The sequence below is a fragment of the Stenotrophomonas sp. LMG 10879 genome, assembly GCF_002750935.1.
GTDB lineage: Bacteria > Pseudomonadota > Gammaproteobacteria > Xanthomonadales > Xanthomonadaceae > Stenotrophomonas > Stenotrophomonas lactitubi_B.
Genome location: NZ_PEJT01000007.1, coordinates 250,765 through 268,000, shown reverse-complemented (window position 1 = coordinate 268,000; position 17,236 = coordinate 250,765). Strand labels below are relative to the sequence as shown.

Genomic DNA, 17,236 nt, shown 5'->3' with positions numbered 1-17,236 from the left:
CAAGGGGCCACGCCATCTGGTGCATTCCATCCTGGCCTATGCCAACGGTAGCCACCCGGTGGTGGGTACGGTCACCACGATCGATGCCTATGAGCAGTGGCTCAAAGCGCAGCCGACGTTGCCGCTGCCAGCCGACGCCGGTCTGATCAGCATCGTGATGCCGGTCTGCAACACGCCGGAGACGTTCCTGCGTGAAGCAGTGGCCAGTGTTGAGGCACAGACCTATCGCAACTGGGAGCTCTGCATCCACGACGATGCCTCCGACAAGCCGCACGTCTCGCTTGTGCTGGACGAGCTCGCCAAGCGCTTGCCGAACCTGCGCGTCTCGCGCTCGGCCACGCGGCAGGGGATCGCTGCGACCACCAATGCGGCAGTGTCGGTGGCCCAGGGGCGCTGGATAACCTTCCTGGATCACGATGACCTGCTTGAGCCCGATGCGCTTGCGGCCGTGGTCGCCTGCCACGTGGAAACGGCCGCCGACGTGGTCTACACCGACCACGACGTGCTGGGCGAAGACGGGCGCTTGCGCAACCCGTATTTCAAGCCCGACTGGAATCTTGACCTGTTCCTTTCGCAGATGTATCTGGGCCATCTGGTGAGCTTCGAGTCAGGCCTCGTTCGCCGCATGGGAGGCCTGCGCAGTGATTGCGACGGTGCCCAGGACTACGATCTGGTGCTGCGGTGCGTGGCGGCAGGTGCGCGCGTGGCCCATGTGCCACGGGTGCTCTACCACTGGCGCGCGCACGCCGGTTCCACCGCGGCCAACGCCGCCTCCAAGCCCTATGCGCACCACGCCGGCCAGTTGGCGTTGCAGGAGCACGTGCAGGCTGGCCACCCCGGCGCCCGTGTGGATGAGGGCGAGCAGCTGTTCTGCTATGACGTGCGCTACTCCTATGCCGATGAGGGCCCGCTGGCCAGCATCATCATTCCCACACGCGACGGGCTTGACCTGCTGCGGACCTGTGTCGAATCACTGTATGCCAAGACCCAGTACCGCGATTTCGAGATCATCGTCGTCGACAACGGATCGACCCAGCCCGAGACCCTGCAGTGGCTGCAGGCCATGTCGCGGCGGCGCAACTTCCGGGTGATCGATGCCGACGTGCCGTTCAACTGGTCGGCGCTGAACAACCTGGCCGCGCGTGAGGCGCGTGGTGAGGTCCTGGTCTTCCTCAACAACGATACCGAAGTGATCGACGGTGAATGGCTGCAGCGCCTGGCCGAGAACGCGTTGCGACCGGACGTTGGGGTGTGTGGTCCGCTACTGTTGTACGGGGACCGCACCATCCAGCATGCCGGCGTGGTGATCGGCATGGGCGGCTGGGCCGACCACGTGTTCAAGGGCGAGTCCCCGATCCATTTCCAGAATCTGTTCGTGTCACCGGTGCTGCAGCGGCAGGTACTCGCCGTCACGGGCGCGTGCATGGTGGTGGCGCGCGAAACCTTCGAGTTGCTCGGCGGTTTCGATGAGAGCTTCATCGTCTGTGGCAGTGACGTCGAGTTGTGCCTGCGCGCGCATGCGCGTGGCCTTGCGACGGTCTACGTAGCGCGGTCGGTGATGATCCACCACGAATCCAAGACCCGCGATCCGCGTGCGATTCCTGAAAGTGATTTCGTGCGCTCGGCGCAGGCGTATTCGCCCTATCGCGAAGAGGGCGATCCGTTCTTCAGCCCGAACCTGGATTACATGGCTTCGTCCCCGCGCCTGCGAGGGGGCGTGCAATGAGTCGTATCGGCCACCTGTTGCGACGCATCGCCGCACGCCTTGACGCCAGTGCACCGGGGGTAGCTACGCCCAACACGCATGTTGCCGAGATCACGCCGTGCACACCGCGCTCTGACCCGTGGGTTGGCCAGCGGCTGAATCTGGTGCTGCCGTCGATCAACAAGCAGCACTATTTCGGTGGTATCCACACAGCAGTGCTGATCTACCGCGAACTGTGCCGGCACTTTCCGGCATCGCGGATCATCCTGGTGGACAGCTCGCCGGATGAAGAGGCGCTTTCGCGGTTCTCCGACCACGTGTTGGTGCCCGCGGATCAGACCTCATCGGCGCTGCGCCAGATCGTCCCGTTCAGTGATCGCTACCAGAAGACGTTGCCGGTTGCCGGCGAGGACATCTGGGTAGCCACCGCCTGGTGGACTGCGTACGCGGCCCAGCGGCTGTCGCAATGGCAGGGGGAAAATGGTGGCGTTGATCGCCCGATGGTCTATCTGATCCAGGATTTCGAGCCGGGCTTCTATGCCTGGTCGAGTCAGTACGCACTGGCATTGAGCACCTATCGCCGCGATCGGGACATCGGAATCTTCAATACCGGCCTGCTTGCAGACTTCTTTGAACAGCATGGCCTGCGCTATACGCAGCGTTCCGTGTTCGAGCCTGTGCTGCATGACGGCCTGCGCCCGGCACTGAAGGAGGCGCGGCAGGCTCCGGCTCCGCGCAATCGCCGCATTGTTGTCTATGCGCGCCCGGGTACGCCGCGCAACGCGTTCGAGCTGATCTGCGAGGGCCTGCGCCTGTGGGGTTGGAAGGACCCGCGCGCTTCGCAGTGGGAGGTGGCGGCGCCCGGCGAACTGCAGGCGGACCTCGACCTGGGGCCTTTCGCGCTCAAGGCGCTGGGCAAGCTGGGTATCGACGCCTACGCGGAGCTGCTTTCCAGCTCTGCCATCGGCCTGTCACTGATGGTCTCCCCACACCCGAGTTACCCCCCGCTGGAAATGGCAGCGTTCGGTATGGGCGTGGTGACCAATCGCTATGACAACAAGCGCCTGGATGAAACCATGGCGAATGTGGTGTCGCTGGACGCAATGACGCCCGAAGCAATCTGCGACGCACTGGTGGGGCAGGTTGACCTCTGCGAGGCCCGCGGCATGCACCCGGGTATGATCGCTGGCGAGGATGATGCGCTGCTGCAGGTTGGCAGCTTCGACCGCGTGGCGGATGACGCGGCATCTGCGCTGGGGTTGTCGATATAAAAGCAATGGACCTGTAATGCTGAATAATAGTTTTGCCAGGCCGGGGAGCGGCCGGTTGCTGCGGTCAGCCCCTGTGCTTGCCGCGTTGGCGGTGTTGCTGCTGGCCCTGCCCTTTATCCATAGCTTCGATCAGGCAAGATTCCTGGTGCTGCTGGGGATTTCCCTTGCAGGCATGGGCTGGCTGGGCGGGATGAGTGCCCGTCTGTTCAGGCTTGAGGTATTGATTGCATCTCCGGCCCTGTTCACGCGAATCCTGCTGGGTCAGGTGACGTTGGTCGTGCTGTGGTTGGCGCTTTCGCCGTTGACCTTGTTGTGGTCGCGTGGGCTGGGCCTGTCCCATGGCCTCCCGCTGGCCATCATGGGGCTGATGGTGGGGACATTGTGGTGGCGTCGTGCGCAGCTGACTGCTTGGAAGCATAGGATCTCCCGCGTTGATGGAGTGTGGCTGCTCATCGCCCTCCTCGCCGCGATGGTCCTGCTGAAGGCAGGTACGCACTACTCGCTGCGTGCGGGAGCGCTTGGCCTGGATACACACCAGCACATCGCCTTTGCACTGGACCAGTTCACCGCCGGCTATCCGAAGCTGTCGGCCGGGCATACGCTGTGGCTGGAAAAGTATCCGAAGATGCTGCACGTGCTGGCCGCCTTGTGGGCTTGGCCGGGATTCGGCCTGCACATCGGCCCCTTCCTGAAGATCCAGCCGGTGCTGCAGGCCACGCTGGCAATCTTCGCCATCGCTGAAGTCGTCCTGCTCTGGATGCGTCATCGGCAGTTGTCAGTGCCGATGTCCCGCGCCTGGGCTGTGATGGTGGTGGTCGTTCTGGGGTACTGCATCCTGCGCGGCACCAGCTTCCTGTATCCGGTGGATGACCTCAACAGCACCGGTCGCCTGGCCGCCATCTCCACGCTGTTGTTCCCTGTGCTCTGCGTGATGCTGTGCTGGTTGGAACCAGCGAAGAGCGGTCGACCCTGGATGCTGGCTTGGCTCAGTCTGCCGCTGGCCGGGGCGATGGCGGCCAAGTTGAATCCTTCGCTCGCTATTGGTTTTGTCAGTTTCGCGGTGCCGGCATGGATGCTGTTGATGCTTCCGTTGTGGTTCCGGGTCGATGGGTTGCGCGGCAAACTTGCCCTGCCGTTGCTTGGCCTGCTGGCTGGCGGAGTGCCAGGCGTGCTGCTGCTGGTGACTGATCCCTACTACCTGCAGCTGCTGGCCGAGGCCTTGCCAGTGGTACGCCAGTTCGTCGAACAGACGTTGGGGCTTCGCCTGCTGGTAGCTCCTGCCGAGTTGGGGCGGTCGTCGACCGAGATCATTGATCGCCTGTTCCAGGTGCTGCCTTGGGAGCTGTGGTATGGCCCGCAGCCTTCGATGGGGGGGCAGTACCTGCCTGATTCTCAACAGGTGATAGCCCACACGCTCCTCCCGCTGACCCGCCCGCTCGCCATGTTCACCTTCCTGGTGGGCTTGGCGATGCTGACCATCGCTCCCGCTGCGATACGTAGTCGTCGGGCCTTCGGACTGCTGGTCATTGCTCAGCTGGCGCTGGCGGTAGCGCTGGCCGTGGCCCTGCGAGTCTCCAACATCGCTACTCTGACTCTTGGGCACGACACGCTGGAAGCGAGCCTGCTCACCACTTACACCCAGCGCTACATTGGTCTGCTGACCATGTACGCGGTATTCCTGCAATGGATCCTGATGCTGGCGACACTGGTGATGACAGTTGATGCCGGGCTTCAATCACGTATGCCCCGTTTGCTGCAGGGCAGGACAACCGACCTGGTGGGCCGGTGCGCGATGGCGGTGGCGGCACTCGCGGTGGTGGCCAGCTTCATCAGCATCGATATCAAGGGGGTGACACCCGCAGATCAGGGGTGGACCTACCCGATCAATGAGTCCGATGTGCGCGCTTTCCAGGCTGCCGAGCGCGCGCTGCCTGACGACGCCGTTGTGCTTGCGCCAGCCTATGCCATTGTTCTCAATGGCCGTGAGGACTGGGTTCTGCCTTCCATGTACGTGACGCCCTACCTGCCGTTTGCACACCGCGACTATTTGTTCAACGTCAGACTGGGCTCTGGGTATGGGTTCTTCGCCAAGGATCTGCGCTCGATGTTCTGCCGCTCGCAGGTACAGCAGACCCGTGAGATCCTTCGTCGCGCTGGCGTAACGCACCTGCTGGTGCATCGCTGGGAAGGGCAGGGGGATGAGAGGGCGCTGGATGGGCAGTACTGCCTGACCGGCTACCGGCAGTTGGGCGCAACGGGCAAGCCCGTGGCTACCGGTCCAGACGGCCTGGTGTTCTATCGTCTGGATCCTTGAGGAAGTGATGGGCAACAACGAAGAAGAGGAGAGGGATATGCTCGGACAGTCCGACAGCGCGCTGACGCGGGGAGCGCAGGCAATTGCCGTGGTCATACCCAGCTACAAGGTCACCCGGCATATCTTGGGCGTCATTGCTGGCATCGGTCCTGAGGTGGATGCGATCTACTGTGTCGACGATGCCTGTCCGGAGCAGTCCGGCCGCTTCATCGAACAGAACAACACTGATCCACGCGTTCGTGTGCTCTACAACCAGGTCAATCAAGGCGTAGGCGGCGCGACCATGACCGGCTACCGCCAAGCGGCTGCCGACGGCATGGCCGTCATCGTCAAGATCGATGGCGACGGCCAGATGGACCCCGCGCTGCTTCCGTCGTTCGTTGCGCCGATCCTCAATGGCGAAGCGGACTACACGAAGGGGAACCGTTTCTGGGACCTCTCCCAGATCAGCCAGATGCCGCTGCTTCGTCGCTTCGGGAACCTGGGGCTCTCGTTCCTGGCCAAGGCATCCAGCGGCTATTGGCGGTTGTTCGATCCGACCAACGGCTACACGGCCATCCATGCGGCAGTGGCCCAACGCTTGCCGATGGAAGCGATCAGTACACGCTATTTCTTCGAGACGGACCTGCTTTTCAGGCTCAACGCGATGCAGGCAGTGGTCCAGGACGTGCCCATGGATGCGCGCTACGGCGATGAAGTGAGCAATCTGAAGGTCAGTCAGGTGCTCGGTGAGTTCGCGCTCAAGCATGCCAGGAACTTCTGCAAGCGAATTGCCTATCGCTATTACCTGCGTGATCTGACGATCGCTTCGCTTGAACTGGTTGCAGCGTTCGCACTCCTTGCAGGCGGCACACTCTACGGTGGCTGGCATTGGATCGCCGCAGCCGGTACCGGCCTGTCTGCCCCCGTGGGCACGGTCGTGCTGCCTGCTATCGCCATCGTCAGCGGTCTGCAGTTTCTGCTCGCCTTCCTCAGCTACGACATCGCCAATCAACCCGTGACGCCGGTTCATCGGTCGCTGATGGGGCTGCGCCGCTGAGCTCCCCAACGATGGCTCGGTAAACAGAAGGAGCTGAGCCCTGCGCTGGTTGCGGCCAGGGGCGCCTGCTACCATCCGATCCCTCAATTCTCCGGGGACATGCGGGCGGGTACTGTCGTGCAGAATCGCGATGCATGCGTATACGACAAACCCATCGATGTCCACAATGACGCTGCAATTTCTGGAAGTAAAATGGATAACAAGGGCACATCGGCACGCACTTCTACCCTGACAAAATGGGGATGGGGCGCTTCGATCATCGCTGGCGTGCTGCTGGTATTGCTGCTGACCCCGTTTGCTTCGCCAATGCCCAGTGCGGGCTTGGATGGCTCCTGGTCCTTCGCCATGAATGTCGCGACGGCCGAGCACCTGCGCTTCGGCAAGGACATCATCTTTACCTTCGGCCCTTGGGCATCGGTTTATACCAATGTTTACCATCCCGGCACTGATGGTCTGATGATCGGTGGCTCTCTGCTGATTGCAGTTGCGATGTCGGCTGGCCTGTTCGCTGTCGCTCTGCCACAGCGGCGCATTCTGCTGCTGCTTTTTCCATTCGTTGTTGCCCTGATCTGGCTGCCCTATGGCAGCGGATGGCGGGACGCAACCCTGATGCTGCTGCCTCTCCTGCTGCCGTTGGCGGTCAAGCGCGGCGTCGAAACCGGGCGTCAGCACATCGGCATTCTGTGCCTGCTGGCTGCGGCAATTGCGATACTGCCCTTGGTGAAGGGCAGCTTCAGCCTTCTGGCCGCAGGCTCAAGCCTGGTCGCCGTGTTGATGTGCTGGCGGACGTCGCCACGACTGGCGATCGTCATTGCCATGACCGAAATATTGGTCATGGTTGTGGCATGGCTGGTCGCTGGGCAAGCGCTGTGGGATCTGCCGGGCTACTTCATTGCCCAGGCTCCGATCGTTTCCGGCTACACCAATGGCATGTCGGCTTCCGGTGATCCGAAATTGACGAGCCTTTTCCTGTTCCTCGCAACGGCTGTTGTATTGGTGGGCATTTCCGCATTCGGAAATTTACGGCGCCGATGGTACGCGCCGATTCTATTTGGCCTCTATCTGTTTGTAACCTTCAAAGCCGGTTTCGTCAGAGGCGACCAAGCGCATGCGATGATTGCATCGACCGGGTTGCTGTTGCTTGGCCTGCTGCTTTGCATTGCGCCGGGCAGCGAGCAAGGCCGAGGCGTCGCAGCGCTCGCGGTCGGAGTGCTGGGTTCTGCACTCATCGTGTTCTCCTACAATGTTCCGAGCCCCGCGGCGGCCGTGGCCAATCTGGGCGAGGCGGTCAATTCGCCTGCAAGGGGCCTCTGGCAGCGTCTTTCCGACCCCCACGCCATGGATCGGAACTTCCAGAAGCGCATCGCAGAGTTGCGCGCGGAGTCTCCCTTCTCGTCGGAGAGGGGGGAGGTGGACCTGTACTCCTATGACCTCACGCTGGTACTGGTTGCGGAGGGCCTGAAATGGAAGCCGCGACCCATCCTGCAGAGCTACACCGCTTACGTGCCGTCACTGATCAGGACCAATGCCGATCACCTGCGCAACAATCCGCCGGCGCAGATATATTTCAACGCAGACACCATCGATCACAGATACCCTGCGCTTGAAGATGGTGCGAGTTGGCTTGAACTACTGGGCAGCTTCAGGCCGCAGCGGGTCGATTCCGGATACGCGGTGCTGGAACGTCGCGCTGGATCGGCAACACCTCTGCAGCCTCAGCCTGCGAAGGAGATTGAAGTCCGGCTCGGCCAGGAGATTGCAGTTCCAGGATCGCAAGGACCGGTGTGGGCGACGCTGGACATCCAGCCGACCTTGCTCGGGAAACTGCATGGTGCGTTGTATAAATCTCCCCAGCTGGTGCTGTCGGTACGCTATGACACGGGGGAAGTCGCGACGTTCCGCATGATCGCGGGTATGGCATCGACCGGCTTCATGCTTTCACCGACGGTGACCGACGCTACCGGATTCGTCGCGCTGGGCTCGCATTATCGCGATGACCTCTTGGGGGAACGGAAGGTCGTCGCGATGAGCGTACGTGGTGAAAGTGGTACCCGTTTCCTGTGGAAGGGCTCTTATCGCGCCACCTTGGCGCCCTTGGAAATTCCGATGACGGCCGATGCAGACCGTGCCTTGACCGGCACGTGGAAAGAAGGACTGCCTTCCGATGCCTACACTATGGGTGGCAACTGCAATATCGAGGAAGTCAGCGGGCAGAGCGTTACAGTCGAACCAATGGCGCTGCCGGGTCGGCTGTTCAAGGTGCGTGGCTGGGCCGCAGTGAACGCGGAGGAGGGCGTGGCCAATCAGGGCGTCTCCTTGCTTGCCGCGATGCCCGACGGCCGCACCCTCATCCTGCCTGCGAGGAATGTGCCGCGTCTGGATGTGTCTGACCATTTCAAGAAGCCCGCGCTCGCGTATGCTGGATATGAGGCTTATGTAGATGTACGCAAGCTGCCCTCGGATGTGCACTTCCGTGTGCTGCAAAGCGATGGCGACCAGTGGTTGATCTGTCACCCGCCACTACTGACCATTCACCGTACCGATACGCTGGCCGCGCCCCCCAGCAATTGATGGCGGGCACCTGAACGCTGCCGCTGAGTGGAGGCACTGCTTAGCGGCGAAACGAAAGCTTCTTGTGGCCGATGTAGCTGGTGATGGCTGGAATCATCACGCCGATCGCATGGGCGATGGTCTCATTGTGGAAATCAATCCTCAGCGCCGGCAGCAGCCAGTGGGCCGTGATCAGGCTGGCCAGAACTGTCTGCGCGACTGCGGCAAGATTGATCAGCAGGAACCACAGGAATTGATGGTGCAGCCGGTTGCTGGACTCGCTGAATACAAATACTTTGTTGAGCGAGAATGCAGTGATCAGGCCGAGGCAGAACGCCAGCAGGATCGCTGGAACATAGGGCATCCAGTGGCTGAGTATGATGCGCGAGCCGACATTGACCAGGGCGGCAACGCCGCTGGCCATCAGGAAGCGCATGAACTGGGTGGAGGGGGGGCGTACTTTCATGCCGGTTCTGCCATTGGGTTATTGCCGCGGACAGTGCCGTGGGGTGGTGGAGCAATTGTCATTTCTTCTCGTCTGGCACAGCCGTTTCCACCTCGATCTTCCAGTCGTAGGGATTGACGGGGATGGTATGCGGGCCCGGTTGGCTGAGCTGCGCCGACTGACCCTTCCAATCGAAATCCTTGAAGGGTGGCCGGCGTAGGTATTGCGCATTGGTCAGGGCGAATAGGCAGATCAACGCGGTGGTGGTTGCGGTGGCATTTACGCGGCTGCGCCGTGTCTGGCCACTCAGCGCAAGCCACACAGCCCACCACCAGACCACCTTCGCCAAGTAGAAATAGCGGTCGCCATTGAGTGGCACAAGGCCTGCTGGATCGGTCATCCTGAGCATTGGCACAAACGTCTCGACGACGGCAAATGCGATGAAACCGAGCACCGTCAGGCGTGCAAGGCCGTCGATGCGGCGCGCCAGCAGCAGCGTACCGATCAGCAGGGCGTAGAGCAGCAGCCAGGCTGTGCCCGTAAGGAAGTCGCTGCCGAAGATATGAGGCGGCACCAGTTTGGTGAACGTTGTGTCGAATACCCAGGCCGGCCCCATTCCCGCCAGACGCTGGGCTTCGGGATAGGACAGGATGACCCCGGCCTGTACGATGCCACCGATAGCGGTCGCGGCAATGACCGGCCAGTCGCGGTTGGTCGTAAAACCAGACAGAGCGCCATTGAAGGGATCAATGCGCGTACGTGCCGCCAGCCAGGAAGCGGCCGTGATCGCACAGACGACCGCAAGCAGCAGGGCGGAGAACGGCCCTGTGAGAGCGATGAGCATGACGATGGCCGCGCGCAGCCAAGGAGTGATGCGCGATGTCGTAGCCTCCACCGGCAGCAGGCAGCAGACAGCCATCACAAATTGCAGAAACCACTGGACATTGGTGAGTGTGCCGAAGATTTCACCGTTGGTTGGCACCGCCAGCATCGACAGCGCCACGATCCACGCTGGTACCAGTCCACGCAGGCGTCGGCAGGTGTAGGTGATGGCCATCGTCGAAAGCAGGATGGCTGCAGCGTTGTAGATCAGTGGCGCCTTGGCGACTGGCAGCCAAGCGGCGATCCAGGCAACCAGGCGGGGTATCGCCAGCAGGTAGCCGGCATAGGGCTCGAACACCTGAGGCAGCGCAAGCCCGTACTGGTCGGTGAAGAAAACGGTGGCATCTTCCGCCCAGAACTGCGGGAGACTCAGCGCGTCGTTGCTCTTGTAGGCCATCACGAAGAGAACGACCAGGAATGTTCCCAGCCGCTCTCCCAGCGTGCCTTCTCGGCGTCCCGGCGTGATCAATGATAGTGAGGTCATGGGGAAGGCATCAGCAGAAGGAGGTCGGACCCGGCAGGCAGCGGCCCGCGACTACTCGCCGGCTGTTGCATGGGTAGGCGGTGAACCGGCGGCAGCAGCAGCTGCCAGCGTCGCACCCACTGCGATGCTCTCGTTGATCGAACGATCTTCCGGGTAGTAGTACGCGGTGTCGGCCATGAAGAAGCCCTGCAACGGGGTCTTCATCGGCGGCAGCATGTCCTGGAAACCGGGGGGGCAGATGGTCTGCGCGAACTCATAGCGGTGGCAGTGCGTCGCCTTGATCCATTCCGGCTTGAAGGCCTGGTTGATCATCGGCAGGTAGCTGATGACCTCGTCGATCAACTGCTGGTTGCTCCACTGCCACTTCGGGTGGGTCTTGGGCATGTAGTACGGCGCGTAAACGATGTGCTCGCCGGGGCCCTTGCCCGGATTGAGGTTGCTGTACTCGATCAGGCCGGGGATGCTGATGCGTTCATCGCTGATGTTCATCCAGAAGTTCTCGCTCACCGGCTGCGAGAGCTTCAGGATCACGCAGGCCACGGGAATGTTCTCGATGGCATCGACCTGGTCCGCGAATGCCTTCGGCAGGCCAGGCACCAGCCTGGGCACGTACTGGATGGGGGCGGTGGACACCACGGCGTTGTACGGCTGATGGCCTTCCTGAGTGCGGATGCCGGTGACCTTGCCCTCGACCGAGGTAACTTCCTCGATCGGCTGCGACAACAGGATGCGACCACCGCGACGGTGCACGTCCGCCGCCATTTTCTGCAGCAGCACGGCCGAGCCGCCTTCCAGATAGCCCATGCTTTCATTGAGCAGATTGCGCCGCGACAGTGCCACGCGCTTGATGCGGGTGCCGATCCACGATGCCGACAGCCGGTCCTGGTATTCGAAGAATTTCAAGGCGAACGCCTTTTCCCACATCACCTTGTAGGCCTTCGGGCCGATCCAGCGGGTGATCCAGTCGCGTGCGTTTTCCTTGTCCAGCGCAGTCCAGTCCTGGATGCCCTTGGTGTGCATTACGTGGAGGGCGTAGCGCACCTTGTCGATGATGCCCAGGTGGGGGAAGCCCAGCAGGGCGAACGGCGTCCCCCACTTGTGCAGCTTGCCCTTGTAGTAATACCCCATCTTCGTGTCCGTCCAGTGCAGGCGATCGGACAGCTGCATGTCATCGAGCAGCTTGAAGAGCGGATAGTCGGTCTTGCAGATGAAGTGGTAGTAGCGCTCGATGCGCAGGCCATCGAAATCAAAATCCGCCGACATGCCGCCAATCCGGTCGTCGCGCTCGTAGACGTCAACCTGGTGGCCTTGCTTGAGCAGCTCCAATGCTGCCATGAGGCCCATGGGGCCGCTGCCGATGATGGCGAAACTGCTCATTCGAATGTTCTTCCGTCTGTTCTGTTGGGTCAGCGCTGCAGCACGATATGGCTGTAACGCGGGTCGGTGTAGCTCTCGCGGATCGCTTCCTCGAACGGTGTCTGCCTTACCCCGAATACGGCTTCAGTATCGATGCCCTTGAAGTCGTCGCCCGCGCTCAGCGCCTTCAACTGGTCGGCGGTGAAGGGAGGCTTGCTGCTGAACAAGCTGTAGACCTTCAGCAGAAATGCGAAGAATCCGATGGGAATGTGCACGATCAGCGTGTGCAGGTTCTTCACCCGCTTGATGGTGCGGATGATGTCCACGTAGTCCACGCGGGTATCGCCGACGATGTCGAAGACTTCGCCGTCGGGCTCGGTCTCGATGCACTTGGCAATGCAGCGGCAGAAGTCGCGTTCGTAGAGTGGCTGACGCATGAATTTTCCGTCGCCGGGAATGGGGAATACAGGCGTGCGGGCCATGAAACGCGAGAGCCAGCCCAGGTGCTTGGGATCGAACCAGCCGAACATCAGCGTCGGTCGCAGCACGCAGTGGCGCTGGCCGCTGTCGACCACCATGGCTTCCTGCACGCGCTTGGTGTTGGTGTAGTCGTCCTTGGCCACCGAGTTCACCACCGACGAACTGATATGGACCATGTAGGGAACCGCCGCAGCTTTGCTGGCGGCCAGCACGTGCGCCGTTGCTGTCTGGTTGTTGCGAACGAACAGGTCGGTGGTCTTGCCGGTGATCTGTGCGTGCAGCTGCACGACCAGGCGCGCATCTTCAAATGCGCGCGCCCAGTCGCCTGGCTCGGCCAGGTCTGCCAGCACCGTCTGCACGTCCGGGTGCAGTTTGCGCAGTATTTCCAGGTTGTGGGCGTGCTTGTCGATGGCAACCAGCTGGGTATAGCCCTGCTGTTTCATCTCCACGATCAGGTTTTGACCTACCAGCCCGGCAGCGCCGGTGAGGACGATCTTGTCGTTTTTCTGTGCCATGGACCAACTCGACTACGAAAGGAAATGGAATCAGCGCGGCTTGTAGGCCACGACCAGCGCCTGCTTGCCCAGGATGTGCCACGCCAGCGGAATCTTCAGGTACAGCGATACCAGCCAGGGTGCCTGTGGCAGGCGGCTCTTGGTGGTGTAGGGCAGGAACCTGGGGATCACCACGCGGGGTTCGAGTCCGGCCATCAGAACACCTTCAACCAGGCTGCGGTCGCTGAGAGCGGTGTGGTGGTCGAAGTAATCCCAATACTCGTCGTACAGGAAACGGATGTTCGGCTGCAGGATGATGGCGCGGCCGCCGGGCTTGAGCATGCGCGCGCTTTCGCGCAACGTCTGCAGTACCAGGTCCTTGCTGGGCAGGTGTTCCAGGAAATTGCTCATGAATACAGCATCGACACTCGCATCGGGGATCGAGGCCACGGCCGTGCACGATTCATTGATGATGCGCACGCCCTCTGCCGCGAACTGGCGAACGTCGGGGTTCAGGTCGACCGCGATCTTGCCGGCCGCCGGAATGTTGTTGATGAACTCGCAGTAGCCGGCACCGATATCGACGACAGTGTCGGACGGATTTACGAACCGATTGAAGTACTGGCCACACAGTACCTGCCAGATCCGGTTCTTGTTGGCGAGTTCTTCCTTGGGAAAGCGGTGCTGGTACAGTACGTCGAGATCGCGATCGATATCCGGCATGCGGGTCGTCCTGGTTCGTGGTTCAGGTCAGAGGGAAATGCGGCGGAACACAAACTCGGGGATATTCTTGATGATCATCATGATCGCCCACCAGAAGCCCGGCAGGTAGGCAACGGGCTTGCGCTTGCCGATGGCCTTCAGGATGCCGGCGGCCACCTTGTCCGGTGTCGCCCACAGTGCGCCTTTCTTGAAGGCGGCGGTCATCGGGGTATCGACGAAACCGGGCTTGATCACCAGTACGTTCACCCCGGCCGGTCGCAGGCGCTGGCCGAGGCCGCTCAGGTAGGCCGTAACGGCCGCCTTGGCGCTGCCATACAGGTAGTTGCTGGCACGACCGCGATCACCTGCCACCGAGGAGATGACCGCCAGCGTGGCGCCCGGCTGCAGGCGCTGTGCCAGGGCGGCGGACAAAGCGATCGTGGAGGTGCCATTGGTCGAAAACTCGCGCAGCGACACCTCCACCGACGCATCGCAGGCGGCCTGGTCGGGCAACGTGCCATGCGCGATGAGTACGGTATCGATACCACCCAGTGCTGCCCAGGCTGTGTCCAACAAGGGGCCGTGGGCATCGACATCATTGACGTCGAGCACGCCGCTCTCCACCCGCTGAGCACCGCGCACGCGCAGGTCTGCGGCGATGGTCTCCAGCCTGCCAGCGCTGCGACCGACCAGATAGAGCGCCGCGGCACGGCCGGCGTATAGACGCGCTACCGACTCGGCAATGGCCGAGGTGGCGCCGATGATCAGGATCTTCTGCATGATTACTCCATCACCCGGCGCCAGAAGCCGGATGAGAATCGAGGGTCGATGAAGCGGGAGAATGCCTCCCAGGCCGGGTAGGCCTGGCGGAACAGGGCACCGGACATCCGCGCATCCTTGGCGGGATACACCGCGCCGCCAGCGTCGCTGACGATGCGATCAAGCCGATCGAGCATTTTCAGCAGGTCCGGCCCGTCATTGGGGAAGTCCAGCGCCAAGGTCGAACCCGGACGCGGGAACGACAGCATGCCCGGTGAGGGACGGTCGCCAAATTCCTTCAACACCGCCAGGAACGAGCCACGTCCGCTGCGGGCGATTTCCGCCAGCAGTGCTGCAGTGGCATCTCGGGCGGTGGCCGGAGGCAGTACGCATTGGTGCTGCAGGAAACCACGCGGACCATACATCCGGTTCCAGTGATTGATGCCATCCAACGGATAGAAATAGCTCTGGTAGTGCGATATGTGGCGGACGTGGCGCGCCGGCTGCCGCCAGTAGTACAGCGTATTGAAAGGACGCAGGGTCAACCGGTTGACCAGCGACACTGGCGGTACCAGTGGCATGCTGCGTCGCGGGGCCGAACTGGGCGTGGCGGCCTGCGCATCGCCTGGTGCATGGTCGCCCCGGAGGAAGTGGCCGCGGCCGAGATTGGCGCCCTTTGCAAGGCAGTCGATCCACGCCACCGTGTACTCGAATCCTTCAGCCGAGTCGCGCGACAATTCGAAGAATTCGTCGAGATTGTCGAAGCGGATCGACTCGGTTTCGATCCAGGGGCCGGGCACCCGGCGAAGCTGCAGTTCGACCCAAGTGATGAATCCGGTCAGGCCCAACCCGCCAGCGGTGGCCGCGAAAAGGCCGCTGCTGTCGGCCGGCGTGAGTTGCTGGCGCGAACCATCGCTGCGCAGCAGTTCGATGCACCGCACGTGGTGGCAGAACGTACCCGCTTGGTGATGATTCTTGCCATGCACGTCATTACCGATGGCGCCGCCAACCGTGGCGTAGCGCGTACCGGGGGTAACCGGCAGAAACCAGCCACGGGGCAGGGCGATATCCAGGATGTCGGCCAAGGTGACGCCTGCCTCGCAGCGTACGACGCCGGTAGAGGGATCGAAATCGATGAACCGGTCCAGTCCACGGCTGGTCAGCAGCGTGGCACCTGGGTTCAGGCAGCTGTCACCGTAGCTGCGGCCATTGCCATGCGCCAATACCGTACCCCCGTCTGAGGGCAGCGGCAGGGCGCCATTGCGGTCGAGCACCGGGATGATCCGTTGCTCGACGCGCGGGTAGCGCCCCCAGGACTGGCCGGTCGTCGCATTCATATTGCAAGCAGCACGATCAGCACGCACAGCCCGATGACGATCTGGCTGCTGCGGTCCATGGCCGCGAACACGATCGGATCATCATGCATGTCGCCGCGATGGGACACGATCCACATCCGGCTGATCCAGTACAGCAGGATCGGGCACAGCAGCCACAGCAGTTTCGGGCTGCTGTAGAGCTCCAGACTCTCGGGGCTGTTGATGTACAGCGCGAACACCAGTACGCCGATGTAGCCGGCAGCTGCACCCAGTGACTGCACCAGCGGCAGGTCGGCGACGGAGTAGCCGCGACCGATCGCCATTTCCTTGCCGTTGGCCAGTGCCGAAGCCAGCTCGGTGTAGCGCTTGAGCATGGCCAGGCTGAGGAACACGAACATCGAGAACGCCAGCAGCCAAAACGACAGTTCGGAGTTGATCGCCACGGCGCCGCCAATGATGCGCACGGTATAGAGCGCTGCCAGCATCACAACATCGATCATCACGATGCGCTTGAGCTTGAGGGAATAGCTCAGGGTCATCACGTAGTAGCACAGGAGTACGGCGGCAAAGGCCGGGCTGCAGACCAGCGCAAGCATGAAACCGGCAAGGGTGATCAGTGGCGCAAGCAGCAGGCCATGCAGCAGCGGCAGCGTGCCGGCCGCGAACGGCCGCTTGCGCTTGCGCGGGTGCATGCGGTCAGGGGTCAGGTCCAGCAGGTCGTTGAGCAGATAGACGCCTGAAGCGCACAGGCCGAATGCCAGAAAGGCCACGCCGGCATCAATGATCGAGCCGATATCGAAGAAGCGGTGTGCGGTCAACAGGGGCACCAGCACCAGCAGGTTCTTCAACCACTGGTAAACGCGAAGGGCCTTGATCCATGTGAACAGGCCGCCGTTCTGCGATGGCAGGTGGGCCAGAACCTCGGTCTGCTTCGCTGCGGCACGAGCGAGTGCTGCATCGTTGTTGACTACGATCGCGCCACCGGCATGGGCCCATACCTTCAGGTCAACCTGGCCGTTGCCCATGTAGTCAAAGCCGCGTTCGCCAAATCGCTCAGCCAGGGCTCGCCCCTTGTTGCTGCCGGATAGGTTGGTCTGACCGTCACTGGCCATGACCTCCTCGAACAGGTCAAGGTGTTCTGCGATGGGTTGTACGAGCAGGCGGTCTGAGGCGGTGCACAATACGCGTGGGCGCTGGGTGGTGGTGCGCAGGATTTCCAGCACACGTTCGTCATACGGGAGCGTGTCGGCGGGCAGCTTCACGCGGGATGCCAGTTGCCTCTTCACATGCGCCTTGCCACGGAGCAACCAGAACGGCAGCAGAAGCAGGTACAGGGGATTGTGCGCCAGCAGGGCCAACAGGGACTCGTACAGGATGTCGCTGCGCAGCAGCGTGCCATCAAGGTCCACGCAGAGGGCACGAACGTCAGTGGCCAAGGT

Annotated in this window: 13 protein-coding genes; 5 read left to right on the top strand and 8 right to left on the bottom strand. The window is 62.0% G+C overall.

Annotated elements, in window-relative coordinates:
• The first annotated feature begins 79 nt into the window (after positions 1-79).
• The 5 genes from CR919_RS13235 (at position 80) to CR919_RS13215 (ending at position 8,900) form a co-directional block, all read left to right on the top strand.
• The gene (locus CR919_RS13235; RefSeq protein ID WP_099820424.1) at positions 80-1,726 is read left to right on the top strand and encodes a glycosyltransferase family 2 protein; all 1,647 of its coding nucleotides are present in this window, start codon (positions 80-82) and stop codon (positions 1,724-1,726) included.
• A 140-nt stretch (positions 1,727-1,866) separates the two neighbouring features.
• Complete coding sequence (locus CR919_RS13230; RefSeq protein WP_243380161.1) at positions 1,867-2,976, top strand: hypothetical protein; 1,110 nt, start codon at positions 1,867-1,869, stop codon at positions 2,974-2,976.
• A gap of 16 nt (positions 2,977-2,992) precedes the next feature.
• A complete protein-coding gene (locus CR919_RS13225) occupies positions 2,993-5,290 on the top strand; it encodes a hypothetical protein (protein ID WP_099820394.1) in 2,298 nt (765 codons plus the stop codon).
• A 37-nt stretch (positions 5,291-5,327) separates the two neighbouring features.
• Entirely contained in the window at positions 5,328-6,329 is a 1,002-nt protein-coding gene (locus CR919_RS13220) for a glycosyltransferase family 2 protein (protein ID WP_099820422.1), read from the top strand.
• A 192-nt stretch (positions 6,330-6,521) separates the two neighbouring features.
• Positions 6,522-8,900 carry a hypothetical protein gene (locus CR919_RS13215; RefSeq protein WP_099820393.1) on the top strand — a complete coding sequence of 793 codons (2,379 nt, stop codon included), beginning with the start codon at positions 6,522-6,524 and terminating at the stop codon, positions 8,898-8,900.
• 40 nt (positions 8,901-8,940) lie between these two features.
• Here CR919_RS13215 and CR919_RS13210 read toward each other — a convergent pair whose 3' ends face one another.
• From CR919_RS13210 to CR919_RS13175, 8 genes are read right to left on the bottom strand one after another with little or no spacing between them, the layout of a single operon-like run.
• Positions 8,941-9,345, bottom strand: coding sequence for a GtrA family protein (locus CR919_RS13210; RefSeq protein ID WP_099820392.1), 405 nt, complete (start codon positions 9,343-9,345; stop codon positions 8,941-8,943).
• A 58-nt stretch (positions 9,346-9,403) separates the two neighbouring features.
• On the bottom strand, positions 9,404-10,690 hold the full coding sequence (locus CR919_RS13205; protein ID WP_133119614.1) for a hypothetical protein: 1,287 nt from the start codon (positions 10,688-10,690) through the stop codon (positions 9,404-9,406).
• Positions 10,691-10,741: 51 nt separating this feature from the next.
• Complete coding sequence (locus tag CR919_RS13200; protein WP_099820390.1) at positions 10,742-12,067, bottom strand: NAD(P)/FAD-dependent oxidoreductase; 1,326 nt, start codon at positions 12,065-12,067, stop codon at positions 10,742-10,744.
• A gap of 29 nt (positions 12,068-12,096) precedes the next feature.
• On the bottom strand, positions 12,097-13,041 hold the full coding sequence (locus CR919_RS13195; protein WP_099820389.1) for an NAD-dependent epimerase/dehydratase family protein: 945 nt from the start codon (positions 13,039-13,041) through the stop codon (positions 12,097-12,099).
• A gap of 30 nt (positions 13,042-13,071) precedes the next feature.
• Complete coding sequence (locus CR919_RS13190; RefSeq protein WP_099820388.1) at positions 13,072-13,743, bottom strand: class I SAM-dependent methyltransferase; 672 nt, start codon at positions 13,741-13,743, stop codon at positions 13,072-13,074.
• Between the two features lie 27 nt (positions 13,744-13,770).
• Entirely contained in the window at positions 13,771-14,502 is a 732-nt protein-coding gene (locus tag CR919_RS13185) for an SDR family oxidoreductase (RefSeq protein ID WP_099820387.1), read from the bottom strand.
• A gap of 2 nt (positions 14,503-14,504) precedes the next feature.
• Entirely contained in the window at positions 14,505-15,818 is a 1,314-nt protein-coding gene (locus CR919_RS13180; protein ID WP_099820386.1) for an FAD-binding oxidoreductase, read from the bottom strand.
• On the bottom strand, positions 15,815-17,206 hold the full coding sequence (locus tag CR919_RS13175) for a UbiA family prenyltransferase (RefSeq protein ID WP_099820421.1): 1,392 nt from the start codon (positions 17,204-17,206) through the stop codon (positions 15,815-15,817). The genes CR919_RS13180 and CR919_RS13175 overlap by 4 nt, the downstream gene beginning before the upstream one ends.
• Positions 17,207-17,236 lie beyond the last annotated feature (30 nt).

Coding starts and splice junctions, on each gene's coding strand:
- CR919_RS13185 (WP_099820387.1), bottom strand. CDS start 14,502: ATGCAGAAGATCCTGATCATCGGCGCCACCTCGGCCATTGCCGAGTCG.
- CR919_RS13180 (WP_099820386.1), bottom strand. CDS start 15,818: ATGAATGCGACGACCGGCCAGTCCTGGGGGCGCTACCCGCGCGTCGAG.
- CR919_RS13190 (WP_099820388.1), bottom strand. CDS start 13,743: ATGCCGGATATCGATCGCGATCTCGACGTACTGTACCAGCACCGCTTT.
- CR919_RS13200 (WP_099820390.1), bottom strand. CDS start 12,067: ATGAGCAGTTTCGCCATCATCGGCAGCGGCCCCATGGGCCTCATGGCA.
- CR919_RS13205 (WP_133119614.1), bottom strand. CDS start 10,690: ATGACCTCACTATCATTGATCACGCCGGGACGCCGAGAAGGCACGCTG.
- CR919_RS13195 (WP_099820389.1), bottom strand. CDS start 13,041: ATGGCACAGAAAAACGACAAGATCGTCCTCACCGGCGCTGCCGGGCTG.
- CR919_RS13210 (WP_099820392.1), bottom strand. CDS start 9,345: ATGAAAGTACGCCCCCCCTCCACCCAGTTCATGCGCTTCCTGATGGCC.
- CR919_RS13215 (WP_099820393.1), top strand. CDS start 6,522: ATGGATAACAAGGGCACATCGGCACGCACTTCTACCCTGACAAAATGG.
- CR919_RS13225 (WP_099820394.1), top strand. CDS start 2,993: ATGCTGAATAATAGTTTTGCCAGGCCGGGGAGCGGCCGGTTGCTGCGG.
- CR919_RS13220 (WP_099820422.1), top strand. CDS start 5,328: ATGCTCGGACAGTCCGACAGCGCGCTGACGCGGGGAGCGCAGGCAATT.